This is a genomic window from Streptomyces albireticuli (assembly GCF_021228125.1).
GTDB classification, from domain to species: Bacteria; Actinomycetota; Actinomycetes; order Streptomycetales; family Streptomycetaceae; genus Streptomyces; species Streptomyces albireticuli.
Window position 1 is genome coordinate 1 of record NZ_JAJQQS010000006.1, and the last position, 15557, is coordinate 15557.

The window sequence follows — 15557 nt, forward strand, 5'->3', positions numbered from 1 at the left end:
TTTGAGAGGGTAAGGCTCCCAGTAGACGACTGGGTTGATAGGCCAGGTGTGGAAGACCGGTAACGGTTGGAGCTGACTGGTACTAATAGGCCGAGGGCTTGTCCTCGGTTGCTCGCGTCCACTGTGTAGGTTCTGAAGTAACGACCCGTGACTGTTTCTAATGAGATGCAGTATCCGGTTTCGTTAATTTCATAGAGTTTCGGTGGTCATAGCGTTAGGGAAACGCCCGGTTACATTCCGAACCCGGAAGCTAAGCCTTTCAGCGCCGATGGTACTGCATGGGGGACCGTGTGGGAGAGTAGGACGCCGCCGAACAATTTTTAGCCTCAGGCCCCGAGTTTTCACTCGGGGCCTGAGGCATTTTTGCGTTCAGAAACTTTTCTCAGAAAATTTTCCTTACGCGCTGTGCTCCAGCATTTCTTTCCGGACCAGCCCCAGAAGCGGTTCCCCCCGCACCAGCCGGCCGATCTCTTCCACCGCGTACGCGCCCAGCCGTCGAGCCTCGCTTCCCTGGGCGCCGGCGATGTGCGGGGTCACGAGGACGTGGGGCATGCGGAGCAGCGCGTGGTCCGGCGGCAGGGGTTCCGGGTCGGTGACGTCGAGGACGGCACTCAGCCGGCCCGAGGCGCACTCGCGGGTGAGGGCGTCCGTGTCGACGAGGGAGCCCCGCGCCGTGTTCACGACCGTGGCGCCGTCGGGGAGAAGAGCGAGACGCCTCGCGTCGAGCAGATGACGTGTCTCAGGCGTCTCCGGCGCGTGCACCGTGACGAGCGCGGACCTTCGGCACAGCGCGTCCAGGCCCACCGGCTCGGCCCCCAGGAGTTCCGCCTCCGGCCCGGGCACGTACGGGTCGTGGAGCAGGATCCGATATGCCGCGTCGGAGGCGCGCAGGCCGGCCAGGACCCGGCGGCCGATGCGGGAGGCGCCGACGACGCCGATCGTCCGCCCGTCGGCCCCTCGCCGGTCCCGGAACGCGGGCCAGCCTTCGCAGCGTGCTCCGTACGCCGCCGCGGTGGTCAGCGCGCCCTTGGCCGCCAGAGCGATGACGGCGAGGGTGTAATCGGCGACCGGGCCCGCGTTCGCGTCCGCCGCCGACGAGACGACGATCCCGCGCTCCCATACCGCCTCCGACACCAGCCGCTTCACCGAACCCGCGGCGTGCACCACCGCCCGTAGCCGCGGGGCGCCGCGCAGCACGTCCTCCGTCAGCGGCGGACATCCCCAGCCCGTGAGGAGGATGTCGGCGTGCGCGAGTGCCTCGCGCGCGGCCGGCGTGGTGAGCGCACCGGTCAGAACACCGGGAACCGGAGCCGCCAGTTCGGTGAGGCGGGTGCGCAGCTCCGGCGGGAGGACCGCATCGGCCTCGTCCGCCCCCATGGCCGTCACCACCACGGCCACCGGCCGCCGCTCAGTGCTCACGGGCTGCCCCATGCCCGTACCCCGGCCGTGGAAACCCCCGTTGCCCGGGAGGGGGCCGGAGGTCCGGAGCGTACTGGCCGGTGGTGGCGGGCCGATCTTCGGTCGCTAGCCCACCAGGGCCCGGTGGGGCCACCTCGCGCGGGCCTGTTCCTCGGAGCGCATCAGCGCGTAGGTCGGGATGCCGTGCTCGGCGCCCGTCGTGAGCAACTCGGGGAGGGCGGGGAGCGGGGCGACGGCGGCGACGTCATCCAGCACCAGGGTGAGTGGTGGGTCGAGCCGACCGGAAGATGACCGTGCGGCCATGCCCCGGCCGTGCTCGACCACGCTCGCGGCGAGTGCGGTCAGCAGAGGCATCGCACCCGGGCGTGCCCGGGGATCCTCAATGGCCTCACCCACCACGTAGAGCGTTCCCCCTTCGGCGATGAATGATTCCCACGCAAGCGAATCGGCTCGATTTGGGTTGCAAGCGTCACGAATATGAAGGGATGACAGCGAGTTCAGCGCGCGGGAGGTCAACTCCTGTGCCATGTCCTTACGTTCCGGGTGGCCGGTGAGCGCGGACTCCAGCTCGCCGGCCGCGCCGCCCGCGGCCTTCGGGTGCGTCCGAAGGATCCTTACGGGCTCGTGGGCCGCGTTCCCCTGGGCCCAGCGGTGCACATGGCGGAACGGCCGGCCGCCCACGGCGGCGGCGTGCAGCCAGCAGCGCAGGAGGGTCTCCGCTGTGTCGGCCGTGGCGGAGTCCAGGGCGCTCAGGGGGCGCACGGGGGCGAGGAGGGCGGTGGCGCGCGCCGCCGCCGTCTCGCGGGTGCCGCAGCCGGCGGTGGGGCTCCAGCGGAGCCGGTCGGGGGTGTCGAGGAGATGCCCCGGGTCGAAGACGTGCACGGGGCCGAGCTTCGCCCGCGCGTCCTTCGTCTCGCCCCAGAGCCCCGGATCGGCGGTGGTGACGAGAACCGGCCCGGCCGCTTCCCGGACGAGGCGGGCGGCCACGCCCTGGCGGTCGGCGCCGTAGAGGACACGGGAGACATGGGAAGTGGCGGCGAGGGGCACTCCGGTCGCCCCGGCCGCCGCCGTCACCGAACCGCTCGCCGCCGTCACCGAACCGGCCGTCGTGGGAGCCCCGGGCCGTTCGACGGGCTGAGCGGCCCCTGAGGGCTGCGCGGGCACGACGTTGGGGGTGAGTCCGGTTCGGGCGCCGAGGGAGGCGCTGGGGGCCGCTGGGCCGCCGACGACTGCCGGTCCGGCGCCGCCGGTGGCTCCTGTCCCGGCTCGGACCCCGTCAGGGCCGGTTTCGGCCCCGGCCGCCCCGGCTTCCGTTCCGCCCGCCCTGGCCGCCCCGGCCGCCCCGGCTTCCGTCCCGGTCGCCGCCCCGGTGCCGCTCGGCTCCCCGGCCCGCGGGATCACCGCTTCCCTACCTGCCGGAGTGGCCGGAGCCGACCGCACTGCCGTCGGCGCCTCCGCCTGAGTCTCCGCCCAGGTCTGCGTCGCCGTCCGCGGCGCGCCGGTCTCCCGTCCCCCGGCCCGTAGCTCCTCCCTGCGCCGGGCCCGTACCGCGCGCCAGCGGGCCAGCGTGCCGATCACGAACACCCCGAGCACGATCAGCACCAGCAACTCGCCGATGAGGAGGCCCCAGAAGAGCCCGTACCCCGAAAGGGCGTCGGCCCGGGCGTCGGGCCAGGCGGCGGGCAGGTCGCTCGGTCTCGTCAGCAGGTGGCGCAGGGCCATGGGGGTGTGGGGGAGGCTGACGCCCTCCGGCCAGGAGCCGTGAGCGAAGAAGGCCGCGAGGCCGGTCGTCACCCACACGAGCAGCGTCAGACCCAGCAATAACGCGATGGCCCCGACCAGCAGGCCGTCCGGAACGCCGCCTTCCGGGCGTCGGCCGTGCGTGGCTCCCGGTCCGGCCACGGTCAGGCCACCGTCGACTCGGAGGAACCGTACGCCTCGTCGGCCAGCTGGGCCTCGATCGCCGCCGAGGCCCGCTCGGCCGCCGCGGCCTCCGCCGCGAGCTCGCGGGCCGGGTCGCCGTCCTCGGTCATGGCACGGTCGGTGTAGACCAGCGGCCGCTCGGCCTCGGTGATGAGGTGCTTGACGACCTGGACGTTGCCGTTGACGTCCCAGACGGCGATGCCCGGCGTCAGCGTCGGGATGATCTCCACGGCCCAGCGCGGCAGGCCCAGCACCTGGCCGGTGGCGCGCGCCTCGTCGGCCTTCTGGGCGTAGACGGTGCGGGTCGAGGCCATCTTGAGGATCGCGGCCGCCTCCCGGGCCGCCGCGCCGTCCACGACGTCGGAGAGATGGTGGACGACGGCCACGAACGAGAGGCCGAGCCGGCGCCCGAACTTCAGCAGCCGCTGGAAGAGCTGGGCGACGAACGGCGAGTTGATGATGTGCCATGCCTCCTCGACCAGGAAGATCCGTTTCTTCCGGTCGGGGCGGATCCAGGTGTGCTCCAGCCAGACGCCGACGATCGCCATCAGGATGGGCATGGCGATGGAGTTGCGGTCGATGTGCGAGAGGTCGAAGACGATCAGGGGGGCGTCGAGGTCGATGCCCGCCGTCGTCGGTCCGTCGAACATGCCCCGCAGGTCACCGTCGACGAGCCGGTCGAGGACCAGCGCGACGTCGAGGCCCCAGGCCCGGACGTCGTCTATGTCGACGTTCATCGTCTCCGCGGACTCGGCCTCGGGGTGCCGCAGCTGCTCCACGATGTCGGTGAGGACGGGCTGCCGGTCGCGGATCGAGTCGTTGACGTACGCGTGGGCGACCTTGAGGGCGAAGCCGGCGCGCTCGTCGAGCCCGCGGCCGGTGGCGACCTCGATGATCGTCCGGAGGAGGGCGAGCTGGCCGGTCGTGGTGATCGCCGGGTCGAGCGGGTTGAGCCGGATGCCGCCGTGCAGGGCGGCGGCGGGGTCGAGCCGGATGGGGGTTATCCCCAGCTGCTGCGCGATGAGGTTCCACTCGCCGACGCCGTCCTCGCCCTGGGCGTCGAGGACGACGACCTGCCGGTCGCGGAAGCGCAGCTGGCGCAGGACGTACGTCTTCTCCAGCGCCGACTTGCCGTTGCCGGACTCGCCGAGGACGAGCCAGTGCGGGGCCGGGAGCTGCTGTCCGTACAGCTGGAAGGGGTCGTAGATGTACCCCTTGCCGGAGTACACCTCGCGGCCGATGATCACGCCCGAGTCGCCGAGGCCCGGGGCCGCGGTGGGCAGGTAGACGGCCTGCGCCTGACCGGTGGAGGTGCGCACCGGGAGCCGGGTGGTCTCCACCTTCCCGAACAGGAAGCTGGTGAACGCCTCGGTCACTGTGGCGAGCGGGTCGAGCACGGCGTTTGCCCCTATCGTCGGATGCCGGTCGCGAACGGCAGCGTGTTGACGAAGGCCCGGTGGTGCTCGCGGTCGCACCACTCCAGCTTCAGATAGCTCTTGCCGGCCGAGGCTCTTATCGTCCGCTTGTCGCGCGCGAGCGCCTCCGGCGAACGCGAGGAGACGGTGATGTACCCGACGAGGTTGACGCCCGCCGCACCGCTGGCGAGGTCCTCGCCGCGCTGGTCGACGCGGGAGTGGTGGGCGACGTCGCGGGGGTCGACGACCCGGTTCATCTTGGCGGCGCGGGAGGCGTCCGCGTCGTCGTTGGTCTTTTCTGTGAGCATCCGCTCGATGGCCACGTCGGTCGGTTCGAGGTCCATGCAGACCGCGACCGTCCGGATGACGTCCGGGGTGTGGACGAGCAGGGGCGCGAGGAAGTTGACCCCCACGGGTGTCATCGGCCACTCCTTCACCCATGCGGTGGCGTGACACCAGGGTGCGCGCGTTGACGACTCACGCGTCTTGGCCTGGAGATAGGTCGGCTCCATGGCGTCCAGCTCCGCCGGCCACGCGTTGCGCTGCGTCATCGCCTGGATGTGGTCGATGGGGTGGTCCGGGTCGTACATGGAATGCACCAGCGACGCCAGGCGCCCCTGCCCGAGCGGCTGCCGCACCCGGATGTCGGCCTCGGCGAGCCGGGCGCAGATGTCGGTCAGCTCACGGGCCATGACGACGGCGAGGCCGCCGTCCCGGTCCAGCCGCCGGCTGCCGCGCTCGTGCCGGGAGGCGCGCGCGATGGCCTGTGCCTCGGCGGCCAGTTCCCGGGTGTAGTGCATGCAGGCGACGAGGTAGGCGCGGTGCTGCTCGGAGGAGGTCGAGACCATCGACTGGAGCTGCTCGTAGGAGTCCTGGAGCCACTTGGGGGACTTCGCGTCCCCGCGCCGCTCCACGTCCTTGGCGTGCGCGTCGGGGTCGGCGGGGAGCGTACGGGCCAGTATCTGCAGCCGCGTCACATAGCCGTCGCCGTTGGCCACATGCTTGAGCAGCGTCCCGAAGCGGTCGACCAGGGCCTCCTGGTCCTCCGAGTCGCGCAGGCCGACGCCCGGCCCCTCGATCTCGATCGCGGCGGTGACCGTACGGCGGTCGGCGTGCAGCAGCACCGCGATCTCGTCCGGGCCGAACGGCGCGGCCAGCCAGTTGATCCGGCCGATGCCCGGCGGCGGGCCGACCTCGAACTCCCGCCCGTCGAGGCGGGTGCCGGCCTCGGCGGCGCCCGAGCGGTACGTCGTGCCCCGGCGCAGGGTCCGCTTGTACGTGCGGTTGATCTCAAACCATTTGTAGAAGGTGCGGTGCTTGTACGGCACGTAGACGGCCGCCAGCGCCAGCATCGGGAACCCGGTGAGGGCGAGGATCCGCAGCGGGAGGATCGGCACCAGGAGGCCGCTCATCATGCCGAGGAACGCGCCCGCGATGATCAGCGCGATCTCACCGGTCTCCCGGTTCTTGCCGACGACCGCGTTGGGACGAGCGCGGCCGATCAGATACGTACGGCGGGCCGCGATCGGCTGGGACGGTGCCTGAATCGTCAACTCCGCTCACCTCCTGGCGTATTGCTGCGGTTCTGCGCGCGGGGCGCCGAGGCGCCGGAGGGGGCGCTTCCGCTGCCGTTCCCCTCCGGGCGGGCGGGCGCGCGGGTGCTGTGGGCGGCGACGCCGCCGGAGACGGAATTGGCGGGACGGGCCTGCTGGCCGCCGTTCCCGCCGCCCCCGGAGCCGCGGGCGCTGTGCGTGGTGATGCCCTGCTTGACCAGGGCCGCGGGCGAGGAGATCACGGCGGCGGCCTGGCGGGACGCCGCGTCCTTGCTCGCCCCGCGGGTGCTGACGATCTCGTCGCCGAAGCCGGGCACGAACCGGTAGATCATCGCACTGGCGAAGATGGCGAGAATGATGATGGCGAGCCCGGACACGACCGCGGAGAAGGAGTTCGGCCCCTTCCCGGAGGACAGCGCTCCGGCCAGACCCAGCACCACCACGATGATCGGCTTGACCAGGATCACCGCGATCATGATGCCTGCCCAGCGGCGGACGTGGCCCCACATGTTCTTGTCGACCAGACCCGCGTAGACGGCGGTGCCGAGCAGGGCTCCGACGTAGAGCAGGGCGGCCCGGATGACCAACTCCAGCCACAGGACGCCGGCGGCGAGCACGGAGACGAGGGACACCACGATCAGCATGATGGGGCCGCCGCCGATGCCGTCGCCCTTCTTGAGCGCGTCGGCGAAGCCGCCGAAGAAGGCGTCGTTGTTGGCGTTCGTCCCCGCGGAGATCACTTCGGTGACGGCGTCCGTGGCGGACACCAGGGTGTAGAGGATCAGCGGGGTGAACGCGGACGCGAGCACCGTCAGCCACAGGAACCCCACGGCCTCGGTGAACGCCTCGGTGAACGGCACGCCCCGCACGGCCCGCTTGGCGACGGCGAGCAGCCACAGGACGAGCGTGAGGATGGTGGAGGCGGCGAAGACGACGGCGTACTGGCGGAGGAAGGTGGCGTTGGTGAAGTCGACGTTTCCGGTGGCCTCCACGGCCGACGAGAGCTTCCGGATGATCCAGGAGGCGGCGTCGGCACATCCCTTGCCGAGGGAGACCAGGGGGTCGAGGGGGGTTTGGGCGTCGGGGGCGGTGGGGGTGTCACCAGTGGTCTTCTTGTCGTCGCCCTTGCCCTCGCAATAGCTCTTCGCCAGGCCCACGATGAGGTCGCAGGCGTTGGTGCCCTTGCTCGGCACACCGGCCGCGGGGTTACTGCTGCTCGGTGAGGGTGTCGGAGAAGGGGTGGGGCTCGGGGCGGCGGCGGCCCGCGAGGCCAGTGTGATCACGGCTACTTGGAGCGAGACGAGTGCCGCTGAGAGCGAGAGGCCACGGCGACGGCGGCTACCTGGCATAAGTGAACCCTCCGTATCCGCTGATCGCGTTGTTGATCTCGTCGGCGGTCGATGCCTGCACGTCACCGCCGACGGGTGCCGGGCCCTGCTTCTGGCTCGAGGAGGAGATCTTCCAGTCGTTGTCCACCCAGCGGAGCTTCTGCGTGAGGGTGAACCACGTCTGGGTGACCGGCCTGGTCGACCCCTCACCGGCGAGCCCCACCAGGCCCGTGCACCACACCTCGACGGTGGCCTCGTCGTCCTTGTACGCGGTGGTCTTGGAGCCGACGGGCACGGTGCGCGAGACGAAGGTCTGGCCCTTCGGGGCCGTCCCGTCGGGCTTGAGCCCGAGGTTCTTGAAGAACCCCTCGGTGTAGGCCTTGTCCAGCTCCTTCTCCAGGGCGGGCGCCGTGTCCGGAGTGTGGATGCTGCTCACGATCGCGTGGCGGCTGTCCGCCTTGAACATCCCGTCACCCCCCAGCGCCACCGCGAAGTTCGCCGCCGCCGACTGCGCCCCCTGCTCCGTGTGGGCGAACCCCGAGGCGATTCCGGCGGTCTTGCCGCCCACCGGCCTCGTGCCGGTAGGCACGGTCGGCTGGGCGCTCGCCGTTCTGCCGCCGTCCTTCTCCGAGTCGTCCGAAGCGGAATCCCCGCCACCTCTGTTCGCGAACGCGATCGCCGCGATGAGGAGGACCACGACCCCCACGACCGTCACCAGATTCCGGCTGGACATACCCGCGCGTCCGCCCCCGCGGCCGCCGCGCCCACCGCGCCGGGCCGGCGCGTACGGGTCGCCCTCGCCTTCCGGGAGGCGGGTGCGCGTCAGGTGGCGGTCGCCGTAGTCGCGGTATTCACCACCCGATCGGCCGGAGTCCTGGCCGTTGCCGCTGTAGCCGTCGTCGCCGAGGCTCATCGCCCGCACGTCCCCTCATACGTCGTCGCGTCTGTGGCACCCGCATATGACGGTAGCGGCGGGAAGGGAATCCGGGGGGAGGAGTACGAGGGGGTGTGAGGGGGCATCAGGTGGCAGCCTCGGTGCGGGGGGACTCGGGGACGAGAGGGTCTGCGCGGGGACGATGCGCGGGTGGAGCGGGCGGAAAGGGAGCGAAGGGGCGGTCGGGAGGGGCGCGTGGCCGGCCGGTGCCGGTGGGCGGTCCCCGGGCGGTGCGGGTCAGACGGCCATGCCGTAGACGATCGTGAAGAGCGTGCCGAGCGAGCCGATGATGAAGACCCCGGTCAGGCCGGCCACGATCAGGCCCTTGCCCTGCTCCGCGCTGAACGTGTCACGCAGCGCCGTCGCGCCGATCCGCTGCTTCGCCGCACCCCAGATCGCGATGGCGAGGCAGAGCAGGATGGCCACGGCCATCACGACCTCGACCATGATCCGGGCCTCCTGGCCGAGGTTGCCGAACGGCCCCCAGTTGGGGGCGATTCCACCGATGATGGTGTTGATGTCACCTTTTCCCGCTGCCAGAATCATTTGTAACTCACCGCCCCTTTATGGGTAGTTGTGTCACGCCCTTGCCGCTCGGCAAAGGTCGGGACCTATCTTCGCCGACGATGCCGCCTCAGCATGTCGACTTGGCGTCATTTTTTGGCGGAACCCGTATACATCCGGGTCGCTACCGGTCTGACCTGCGACGCGAGGCGTTGTCAGTGCGGAGTCCTATGGTGACTCTGTGTATCACGCGGGTGGACGCCGAGCAATGAGTGATGTGCGGGGAGGCTCCGGGGATGTTCAAACGACTATGTGTTCGGTCGGTACGCTGGGGCCTGCGCCGCCCGGGTGACCACCGGGCCTCGTGGCTCTGGGGCCGTGTGGGGCGCTTCGGGGGCATCGAGATCAAGGGTGGTACGGGTGCTGGTTGCCGATCGGTACCGGCTGGGGGAGCTTCTCGGCCGCGGCGGCATGGGCGAAGTCTGGCAGGCACAGGACGAGGTGCTGGGCCGTCAGGTGGCGGTGAAGCTCCTCCTGGACGCCGACGGCGACGAGTCCGCGGCGAGCCGGTTCCGGCTGGAGGCCCAGACGGCCGCCCGCCTGAATCACCCTCAGGTGGTCGCGGTCTACGACTTCGGCGCTTGGGACGGGCGCTTCTACCTGGTCATGGAGCTGGTCCGCGGGCCGAGCCTGGCCCAGGAACTGTCCTCGCGCGGCCCGCTCGACCCGGCCCGCGTCGCCGCCATCGCCGCGCAGGCCGCGTCCGGCCTGGCGGCGGCCCACCGGCAGGGTGTGGTCCACCGGGACGTCAAGCCCGGGAATCTGATGCTGGACGCCGACGACACGCTGAAGATCGGTGATTTCGGGATCGCCCGCTTCGTCGACCAGACCTCGGCCAACCTGACCCGGGTGGGCCAGATCGTCGGCACCAGCACCTACCTCGCCCCGGAGCGGGCCCTCGGCCGTACGGCCGGTCCCGCCTCCGACGTCTACGCCCTGGGGTGTGTGCTCTACCAGCTCCTGGCCGGGCGGCCGCCCTTCTGGGCGGACAGCCCCACCGCCCTGCTCTACCTCCACGTCGACGCGGAGCCGGTCCCTCCGCGGACGCACCGGGCGGATCTCCCGCCCGCCTTCGAGACCTATTTGCTGCGGATGCTGGCCAAGCGGCCGGAGGCGCGGCCCTCTGCGCAGGAGGTCGCGGACTGGTTCGCCGGTGCCTCCTGGCGGGAAGCGCCGCGGCCGCCCGTGGCGGGGCCGGCCTCGCCGTCGGTGCCGCCGCCCTCGTCATCGCCTTCGCGGGTGCCCATGCCGCCTTCCGCGGCCCCGCGTGTGCCCGGCTCCGTGACGGCCCCCGGCTTCGCCCCGGCGCCGGGCCCCGGCCCGTCGTCCACCTCTTCGTACCCCGTGGCTTCTCCCCCCTCTCCCCCCTCGCGCCGTAAGGGCGGCGGCGGTCGTATGGGCGCACGGCGTCCGAAGGTGTTGTTGAGCGCGGCCGCCGGTGTGGTGGCGTTCGTCGCGGCGGCGCTCATCGGGGCGTCGGTGTTCGGCGCCGGGGACGGCGGTCCCGGCGGTGGGAGCCCCGAGGCGCAGCCCTCGGAGTCGGCCGTGGACCGTGGCGCGGAACGGCCCGCCGCCGATCCCGGCCCGGAGTCCCCGCGGGTGATCCCGGCGGAGGCTACGGGGGAGTCGGAGTCGCCGCGGGCTTCGCGGTCGCCGAAGGCGAAGCCGAAGCCCAAGCCGAAGGGGGAGAAGTCCAAGGAGGCGTCCAGGGACGCGGAGAAGTCCAAGGAAGGCGACAAGAGGGACGGCGACAAGAAGGACGACAGGAAGGGCGGGGGCAAGGGAGAGAAGGACGACAGGGGCGACCGGGACGACGACTGAGGCGTAGCCCTCGCTCTCCGGTGGGGTGAGGCGCCCCCGGCGGCCTTCCCCCGCCCGTCCCTTCCCGTCCCTTCCCGGCCCTTCCTGTCCCTTCCCGGCCCGGGGCTCCGCCCCTACCCCCCGGCCCCGGTCCTCGGCTGCCGACGGGCCGAGCCGCCGTCCCGACGCTCGCGGGCTCTACTCGATCCCCTCCACGAAGTGGTCGAACTCGCCCGCCTTCACGCCCAGTACGAACGCGTCCCACTTCGTCTCGGTCGTCACCACGACCTTTTCCGGCTTGTGGTTCTCGCGGATGTAGACGTTGCCGTCCCCGCCGAAGGCGATCTCCAGATACTCCGTCTCGTCGCCGTCCTTCGCCGGAATCCATTCGAGCTCGTTCACGTTCATGGTTCCCCCCTCGCGGGTGTGCTCATGGGATCTGCGTCACGGACGTCCGTGCCCGCGCCCACGATAGAGGAGCGTTCCCGGCGGCGGGCGTTGACGGATCGACAGGTGGCCGTGAATCGCGGATATGCGGCGGGCTCGTGGGGGAGTATTGCGGGGTGCGGAAGCTCTGGGTGGGCGTGGGTGTCGGGATCGGGATGTGCCTGTGTTTCATCGGGCTGCTCGTCGTCGGCGTGTACTCGGCCGCGGGGAATCTGTTCGGCGAAAACGGAGGCGGGCGTTCCGTCGGGCTGGCGGAAGGCGCGGTGCCCTCGCAGTTCCAGCAGCTCGTGCGGGACTGGGGGAATCTCTGCCCCGCCCTCAACCCCGCGATCCTCGCCGCGCAGATCTACTCCGAGAGCGCCTGGAACCCCAAGGCCGTGAGCCCGGCGGACGCCCGGGGGATAGCGCAGTTCATCCCCGCCACCTGGGAGTCGCACGCCATCGACGCCAACAAGGACGGCAAGCGGGACATCTGGGACCCCCAGGACGCCATTCCCTCGGCGGCGGTGTACGACTGCGCGCTGGCCAAGGACGTCAAGGGTGTGCCCGGTGACCTCGCCGACAACATGCTCGCGTCGTACAACGCGGGTCCTTACGCCGTCATCCAGCACCGCGGCGTGCCGCCCTACAGCGAGACCCGGAGCTATGTGAAAGCCATCCGCACCCTGGAGAAGAGCTTCGCGCGGCCCGTCGGCCGGGTGGCGCCCTCGCAGCAGGCGGCCGGGGCCATCTACTACGCCCAGGAGAAGCTCAACACCCCCTACCTCTGGGGCGGCGACGGCACGGCCGAGGACGGCGGGCGGTTCGACTGCTCGGGGCTGACCAAGGCCGCGTACGCCTCCGTGGGCATCGAGCTGCCCCGTGTCGCCAACGACCAGTGGAACGCCGGCGCGCACCCCCGGCGGGACGAGCTGCTCCCCGGGGACCTGGTGTTCTTCGCCTACGACCTGAAGGATCCCCGCAGCATCCATCACGTGGGGCTGTACGTGGGCGGCGGGTACATGATCAACGCTCCGTACACGGGGGCCGTCATCCGATTCGACAAGATCGACTCACCGGACTACATCGGGGCGACCCGGGTCACCCAGGACGGCGCGAAAGCGCTGGCCGGCGGCAAGCCGGCCTGAGCGGCACCGCCGACCCTGAGCTGCGACGACGGGTCACCCTTCGATAACGTCCGGGTGATCATTGAGTGGAAAGTGGAACGCCCGGCCGGAGTGGGGCGTTCCATGGAAGTGGGAAAGCGGCGTCGCTACACGGGCGCGAAGACCACGGGGGTCGGCAGCTGGACGTAGCAACAGGCGACAGATAAGGGGCCACGACACATGGCTGGACTCGCGGTGGGTTATCCCATGTCGGAGGCCAGGGGCGGGTCCAACCCCGACACCAGCACGCTGTACGACATCAACGGCATCGCCAAGGCCGCCCCCAACTGGCTCGACCGCCTCGTCGAGTTCATCGGCGAGTACGGGATCGTCCTCGGACTCGGCGTGCTGATGCTCTTCGCGTGGTGGAGCGTGCGCAAGCGCGAGGACGCCCCGGCGGCCGTCGCCGCGCTGTGCTGGGCGCCGCTCGCCGCCGGGATCGCGCTGCTCGTCAACATCCCGATCCGAGGCTTCGTCAAACGCCCCCGGCCGTTCCTCGATCACTCCGGTCTTGAGGTCCTGGTCAAGGGCAAGACCGATTACTCCTTCGTCAGCGACCACGCGACGCTCACCATGGCGCTCGGCGTGGGGCTCTTCGTCGCCCACCGCAAGTACGGCCTGATCGGGATCGCCCTCGCGTTCCTGGAGGGCTTCTGCCGGGTCTACATGGGCGTCCACTACCCCACGGACGTCATCGGCGGCCTCGCCCTCGGCACGGCCGTGGCCCTGCTGCTCGCGCCCCTGGCGATGATGCTCCTCACCCCGCTGGCCCGGCGCGTGGCGGAGACCCGCGCGGGCCGGCTCGTACGGTCGGACAGGGCCGTCGCGCCCCTGGTGGCGGCCGCCGGGCCCGCCGGCCGGGGGCTCCCCGAGCAGCCGCTGCACCGGGACAACGATCTCGCCGCCTGACGGGCGACCGGAGCGGCGGGCTCCATGTCCACGGGGGCCCGCCGCCCGGACCCGCGCGTGAGGGACGGCGCGCGAAGCCCCGCCCGGGCCCGTCAGCGGCTCACAGAGCCTGCGGGAAGTCGAAGAGGCGGTTCGGGTCGTACCGCCCCTTGAGCTTCGTCAGACGGCCCTCCGCGTCCCCGTAATAGGCCTTCCGCCAGTCCTTCAGGCCGGGGTCCGCGTAGTTCTGGTACGCCGCGCCCGAGGCGTAGCGGCGCATCGCCGCGTGCGTGCCGTCCAGCCAGGACGTCTGCCCGGCCCCGGAGCCGCCCGCCGCCCAGGACGTCAGGTACTGCGCGAGGAAGCGGGAGCGACGGTGCACGAAGGCCGTCTCCAGCGGCTTCACGCGGTTGACCGCGCCGCCCAGCGCCGTCAGCTGGATGGCGGCGCCACCGCTGCCGCCCTTCCTGCTGAAACGTTCCATCTGGTCGGTCAGGGCGCGGTTGCCCGCCGCGCCCGCCGAGCGGTCGTAGAAGTCGGAGCGCGCCGCGTAGGTCTCCCGCTTCAGGGCGCCCGCGGCCTCCCGGCCGGGCGTCCGGCCCGGCAGATGGCACTGCGTGGTCGTCTTCTCACCGCATCCCGCGTAGCCGCGGACCATGTCGAGGTGGGTGCGGCGGCGCAGCCGCACCCCGTTCGAGGCGCCGCCCACCTCGGCGACGAGCCGGTCGAGGCTGTTCGCCAGGTCGCCGTAGGTGCCGAGCGAGTACGCCGAGACGGAGACGCGCGGTGTGCCGCCGGCCGCGGTCGACAGATCGCAGGAGGACCAGATCTCGTCCGGGCGGCCCGGCCCCCACTCCTGCCAGACGCGCAGCACGTCGGCGGCCCGGGACCAGGGCCAGGAGACATATCCGGAGACGCCGTCCGCGGCCTTGTGGGTGCGGAAGCGGAGCTCGGTCACGACGCCGAAGTTGCCGTTGCCCGCGCCGCGCAGGGCCCAGAAGAGGTCGGCGTCACGGGTCGCGTCGCAGTCGACGGTCCTGCCGTCCGCCGTGACGACCGTGGCGCCGGTGAGGCTGTCGCAGGTCAGGCCGTACGCCCGGGAGGTGACGCCGTGTCCGCCGCCGAGGGCGAGCCCGGAGACGCCGACGGTGGGGCAGGAGCCCGCCGGTACGGTCACGCCCCGCGCGGCGAGGGCCGTGTACACGTCGATGAGCTTGGCTCCGGCCCCGACGACGGCCGTGCCGGAGGACGGCGTACGGACCGTCCTGAGCCGTGAGACATCGATGACGAGACGGTCGGTACCGCTCGACCAACCGGCATAGCTGTGACCACCGTTACGTATGGATATCCGGGTGGTGTGGCGGCGGGCGAAGGCGAGGCACTCGGCTACGTCGCGGGTGTTCTCCACATAGGCGACCGCGGCCGGGCGGAGCCCGTCGAAGCGGGTGTTGTAGAGCTGGCGGGCCGTGGCGTAGTCCGCGTCGCCGGGGCGGACGAGGCCGCCGGCCAGGCCCTTGCCGAGCGCCGTCCAGTCGGCGGCGCCCGCCTTGGTGCGCGGGGCGGCCTTGGCGCTCGCCACGGGCACGCGGTCCGACGGGCCGGAGGGCGAGGCGTAGCCCCGGCTGTCACCGCAGGAGGCCGCCCAGACACCGGCCGCCGCCAGGCCCGTACCGGCGGCCAGGACGTGCCGGCGGGCCGGGCCGCCGCCCTCGCCCTTCGTCTTGCCGGAGACGTCGCCCGCGGCCCTGCCCGGAGTTCTTTCCGGTGCCCTGTCCGGGGTCCTGCCGGGGGTCCTGTCCGGAATCCGGCGCGGAGTCCTGTCCGGTGGGCCCTCCGCGCCGTCCGTCGCCCGTTCCACGCGCCCGCCCCTGGCCATGCCGCCCCGCCACCCCACCGCTGTCCGTCGTTCGACCGCCTAGACAGATGGTGTACCCACGGAACCGGTTCCCTCACTTCCGGCGCCGGCGTGCGCCGTGGCGTCGTCGCGGGCGAGGGAGCGGGCCCGGCGGGCCGGGCCGCGCCAGCCGCACGTACAGCGGGCGCTGCAGAAGGAGCCCGTCTCGGTGGTGCTCGTGGAGTGGGCCGGGGACAGGCTCGTGAGGGCTGTGTCGGACACGCCATCACCGTACCGGGCCGTGACG

At 71.7% G+C, this 15557-nt stretch carries 13 protein-coding genes and 2 rRNA genes; 5 read left to right on the forward strand and 10 right to left on the reverse strand.

Annotated elements, in window-relative coordinates; translation table 11 throughout:
- Together LUZ64_RS12930 and rrf are read left to right on the forward strand one after the other, a co-directional pair.
- Positions 1–106 (forward strand): 23S ribosomal RNA (locus LUZ64_RS12930); the annotation flags it as partial.
- 92 nt (positions 107–198) lie between these two features.
- A 5S ribosomal RNA gene (gene rrf, locus LUZ64_RS12935) occupies positions 199–315 on the forward strand.
- Positions 316–396: 81 nt separating this feature from the next.
- On the opposite strand, the gene LUZ64_RS12940 is transcribed toward rrf, so the two are convergent.
- From LUZ64_RS12940 to LUZ64_RS12970, 7 genes are all read right to left on the reverse strand, one after another.
- On the reverse strand, positions 397–1377 hold the full coding sequence (locus LUZ64_RS12940) for a hydroxyacid dehydrogenase (RefSeq protein WP_095578391.1): 981 nt from the start codon (positions 1375–1377) through the stop codon (positions 397–399).
- A gap of 147 nt (positions 1378–1524) precedes the next feature.
- The gene (locus LUZ64_RS12945) at positions 1525–3321 is read right to left on the reverse strand and encodes a P-loop NTPase family protein (RefSeq protein WP_232390489.1); all 1797 of its coding nucleotides are present in this window, start codon (positions 3319–3321) and stop codon (positions 1525–1527) included.
- Between the two features lie 2 nt (positions 3322–3323).
- Positions 3324–4739: an ATP-binding protein gene (locus LUZ64_RS12950; protein ID WP_211304898.1), complete on the reverse strand. Its 1416-nt coding sequence runs from the start codon at positions 4737–4739 to the stop codon at positions 3324–3326.
- A gap of 11 nt (positions 4740–4750) precedes the next feature.
- Positions 4751–6304: an SCO6880 family protein gene (locus LUZ64_RS12955; RefSeq protein WP_095578394.1), complete on the reverse strand. Its 1554-nt coding sequence runs from the start codon at positions 6302–6304 to the stop codon at positions 4751–4753.
- 2 nt (positions 6305–6306) lie between these two features.
- Positions 6307–7659 carry a hypothetical protein gene (locus LUZ64_RS12960; protein ID WP_232390488.1) on the reverse strand — a complete coding sequence of 451 codons (1353 nt, stop codon included), beginning with the start codon at positions 7657–7659 and terminating at the stop codon, positions 6307–6309.
- On the reverse strand, positions 7649–8551 hold the full coding sequence (locus LUZ64_RS12965) for a DUF8175 domain-containg protein (protein ID WP_095578492.1): 903 nt from the start codon (positions 8549–8551) through the stop codon (positions 7649–7651). Before LUZ64_RS12965 ends, LUZ64_RS12960 begins: the two co-directional genes overlap by 11 nt.
- 258 nt (positions 8552–8809) lie before the next feature.
- Complete coding sequence (locus LUZ64_RS12970; RefSeq protein ID WP_087926889.1) at positions 8810–9118, reverse strand: DUF8827 family protein; 309 nt, start codon at positions 9116–9118, stop codon at positions 8810–8812.
- A gap of 378 nt (positions 9119–9496) precedes the next feature.
- Between LUZ64_RS12970 and LUZ64_RS12975 the strand changes: the two genes are divergently transcribed.
- Positions 9497–10957 (forward strand): serine/threonine-protein kinase, encoded by a 1461-nt coding sequence (locus tag LUZ64_RS12975; RefSeq protein ID WP_095584910.1) that lies wholly within the window; start codon positions 9497–9499, stop codon positions 10955–10957.
- Positions 10958–11134: 177 nt separating this feature from the next.
- Here LUZ64_RS12975 and LUZ64_RS12980 read toward each other — a convergent pair whose 3' ends face one another.
- Positions 11135–11344 (reverse strand): DUF397 domain-containing protein, encoded by a 210-nt coding sequence (locus LUZ64_RS12980; protein ID WP_095581183.1) that lies wholly within the window; start codon positions 11342–11344, stop codon positions 11135–11137.
- Between the two features lie 155 nt (positions 11345–11499).
- Between LUZ64_RS12980 and LUZ64_RS12985 the strand changes: the two genes are divergently transcribed.
- Positions 11500–12510 carry a C40 family peptidase gene (locus LUZ64_RS12985; protein WP_095581184.1) on the forward strand — a complete coding sequence of 337 codons (1011 nt, stop codon included), beginning with the start codon at positions 11500–11502 and terminating at the stop codon, positions 12508–12510.
- Between the two features lie 198 nt (positions 12511–12708).
- Positions 12709–13437 (forward strand): phosphatase PAP2 family protein, encoded by a 729-nt coding sequence (locus tag LUZ64_RS12990; RefSeq protein WP_095581185.1) that lies wholly within the window; start codon positions 12709–12711, stop codon positions 13435–13437.
- A gap of 100 nt (positions 13438–13537) precedes the next feature.
- On the opposite strand, the gene LUZ64_RS12995 is transcribed toward LUZ64_RS12990, so the two are convergent.
- Positions 13538–15097, reverse strand: coding sequence for an FAD-binding oxidoreductase (locus LUZ64_RS12995; protein ID WP_232390493.1), 1560 nt, complete (start codon positions 15095–15097; stop codon positions 13538–13540).
- Positions 15098–15331: 234 nt separating this feature from the next.
- Positions 15332–15532: a hypothetical protein gene (locus LUZ64_RS13000; RefSeq protein ID WP_095581187.1), complete on the reverse strand. Its 201-nt coding sequence runs from the start codon at positions 15530–15532 to the stop codon at positions 15332–15334.
- Positions 15533–15557: the final 25 nt, after the last annotated feature.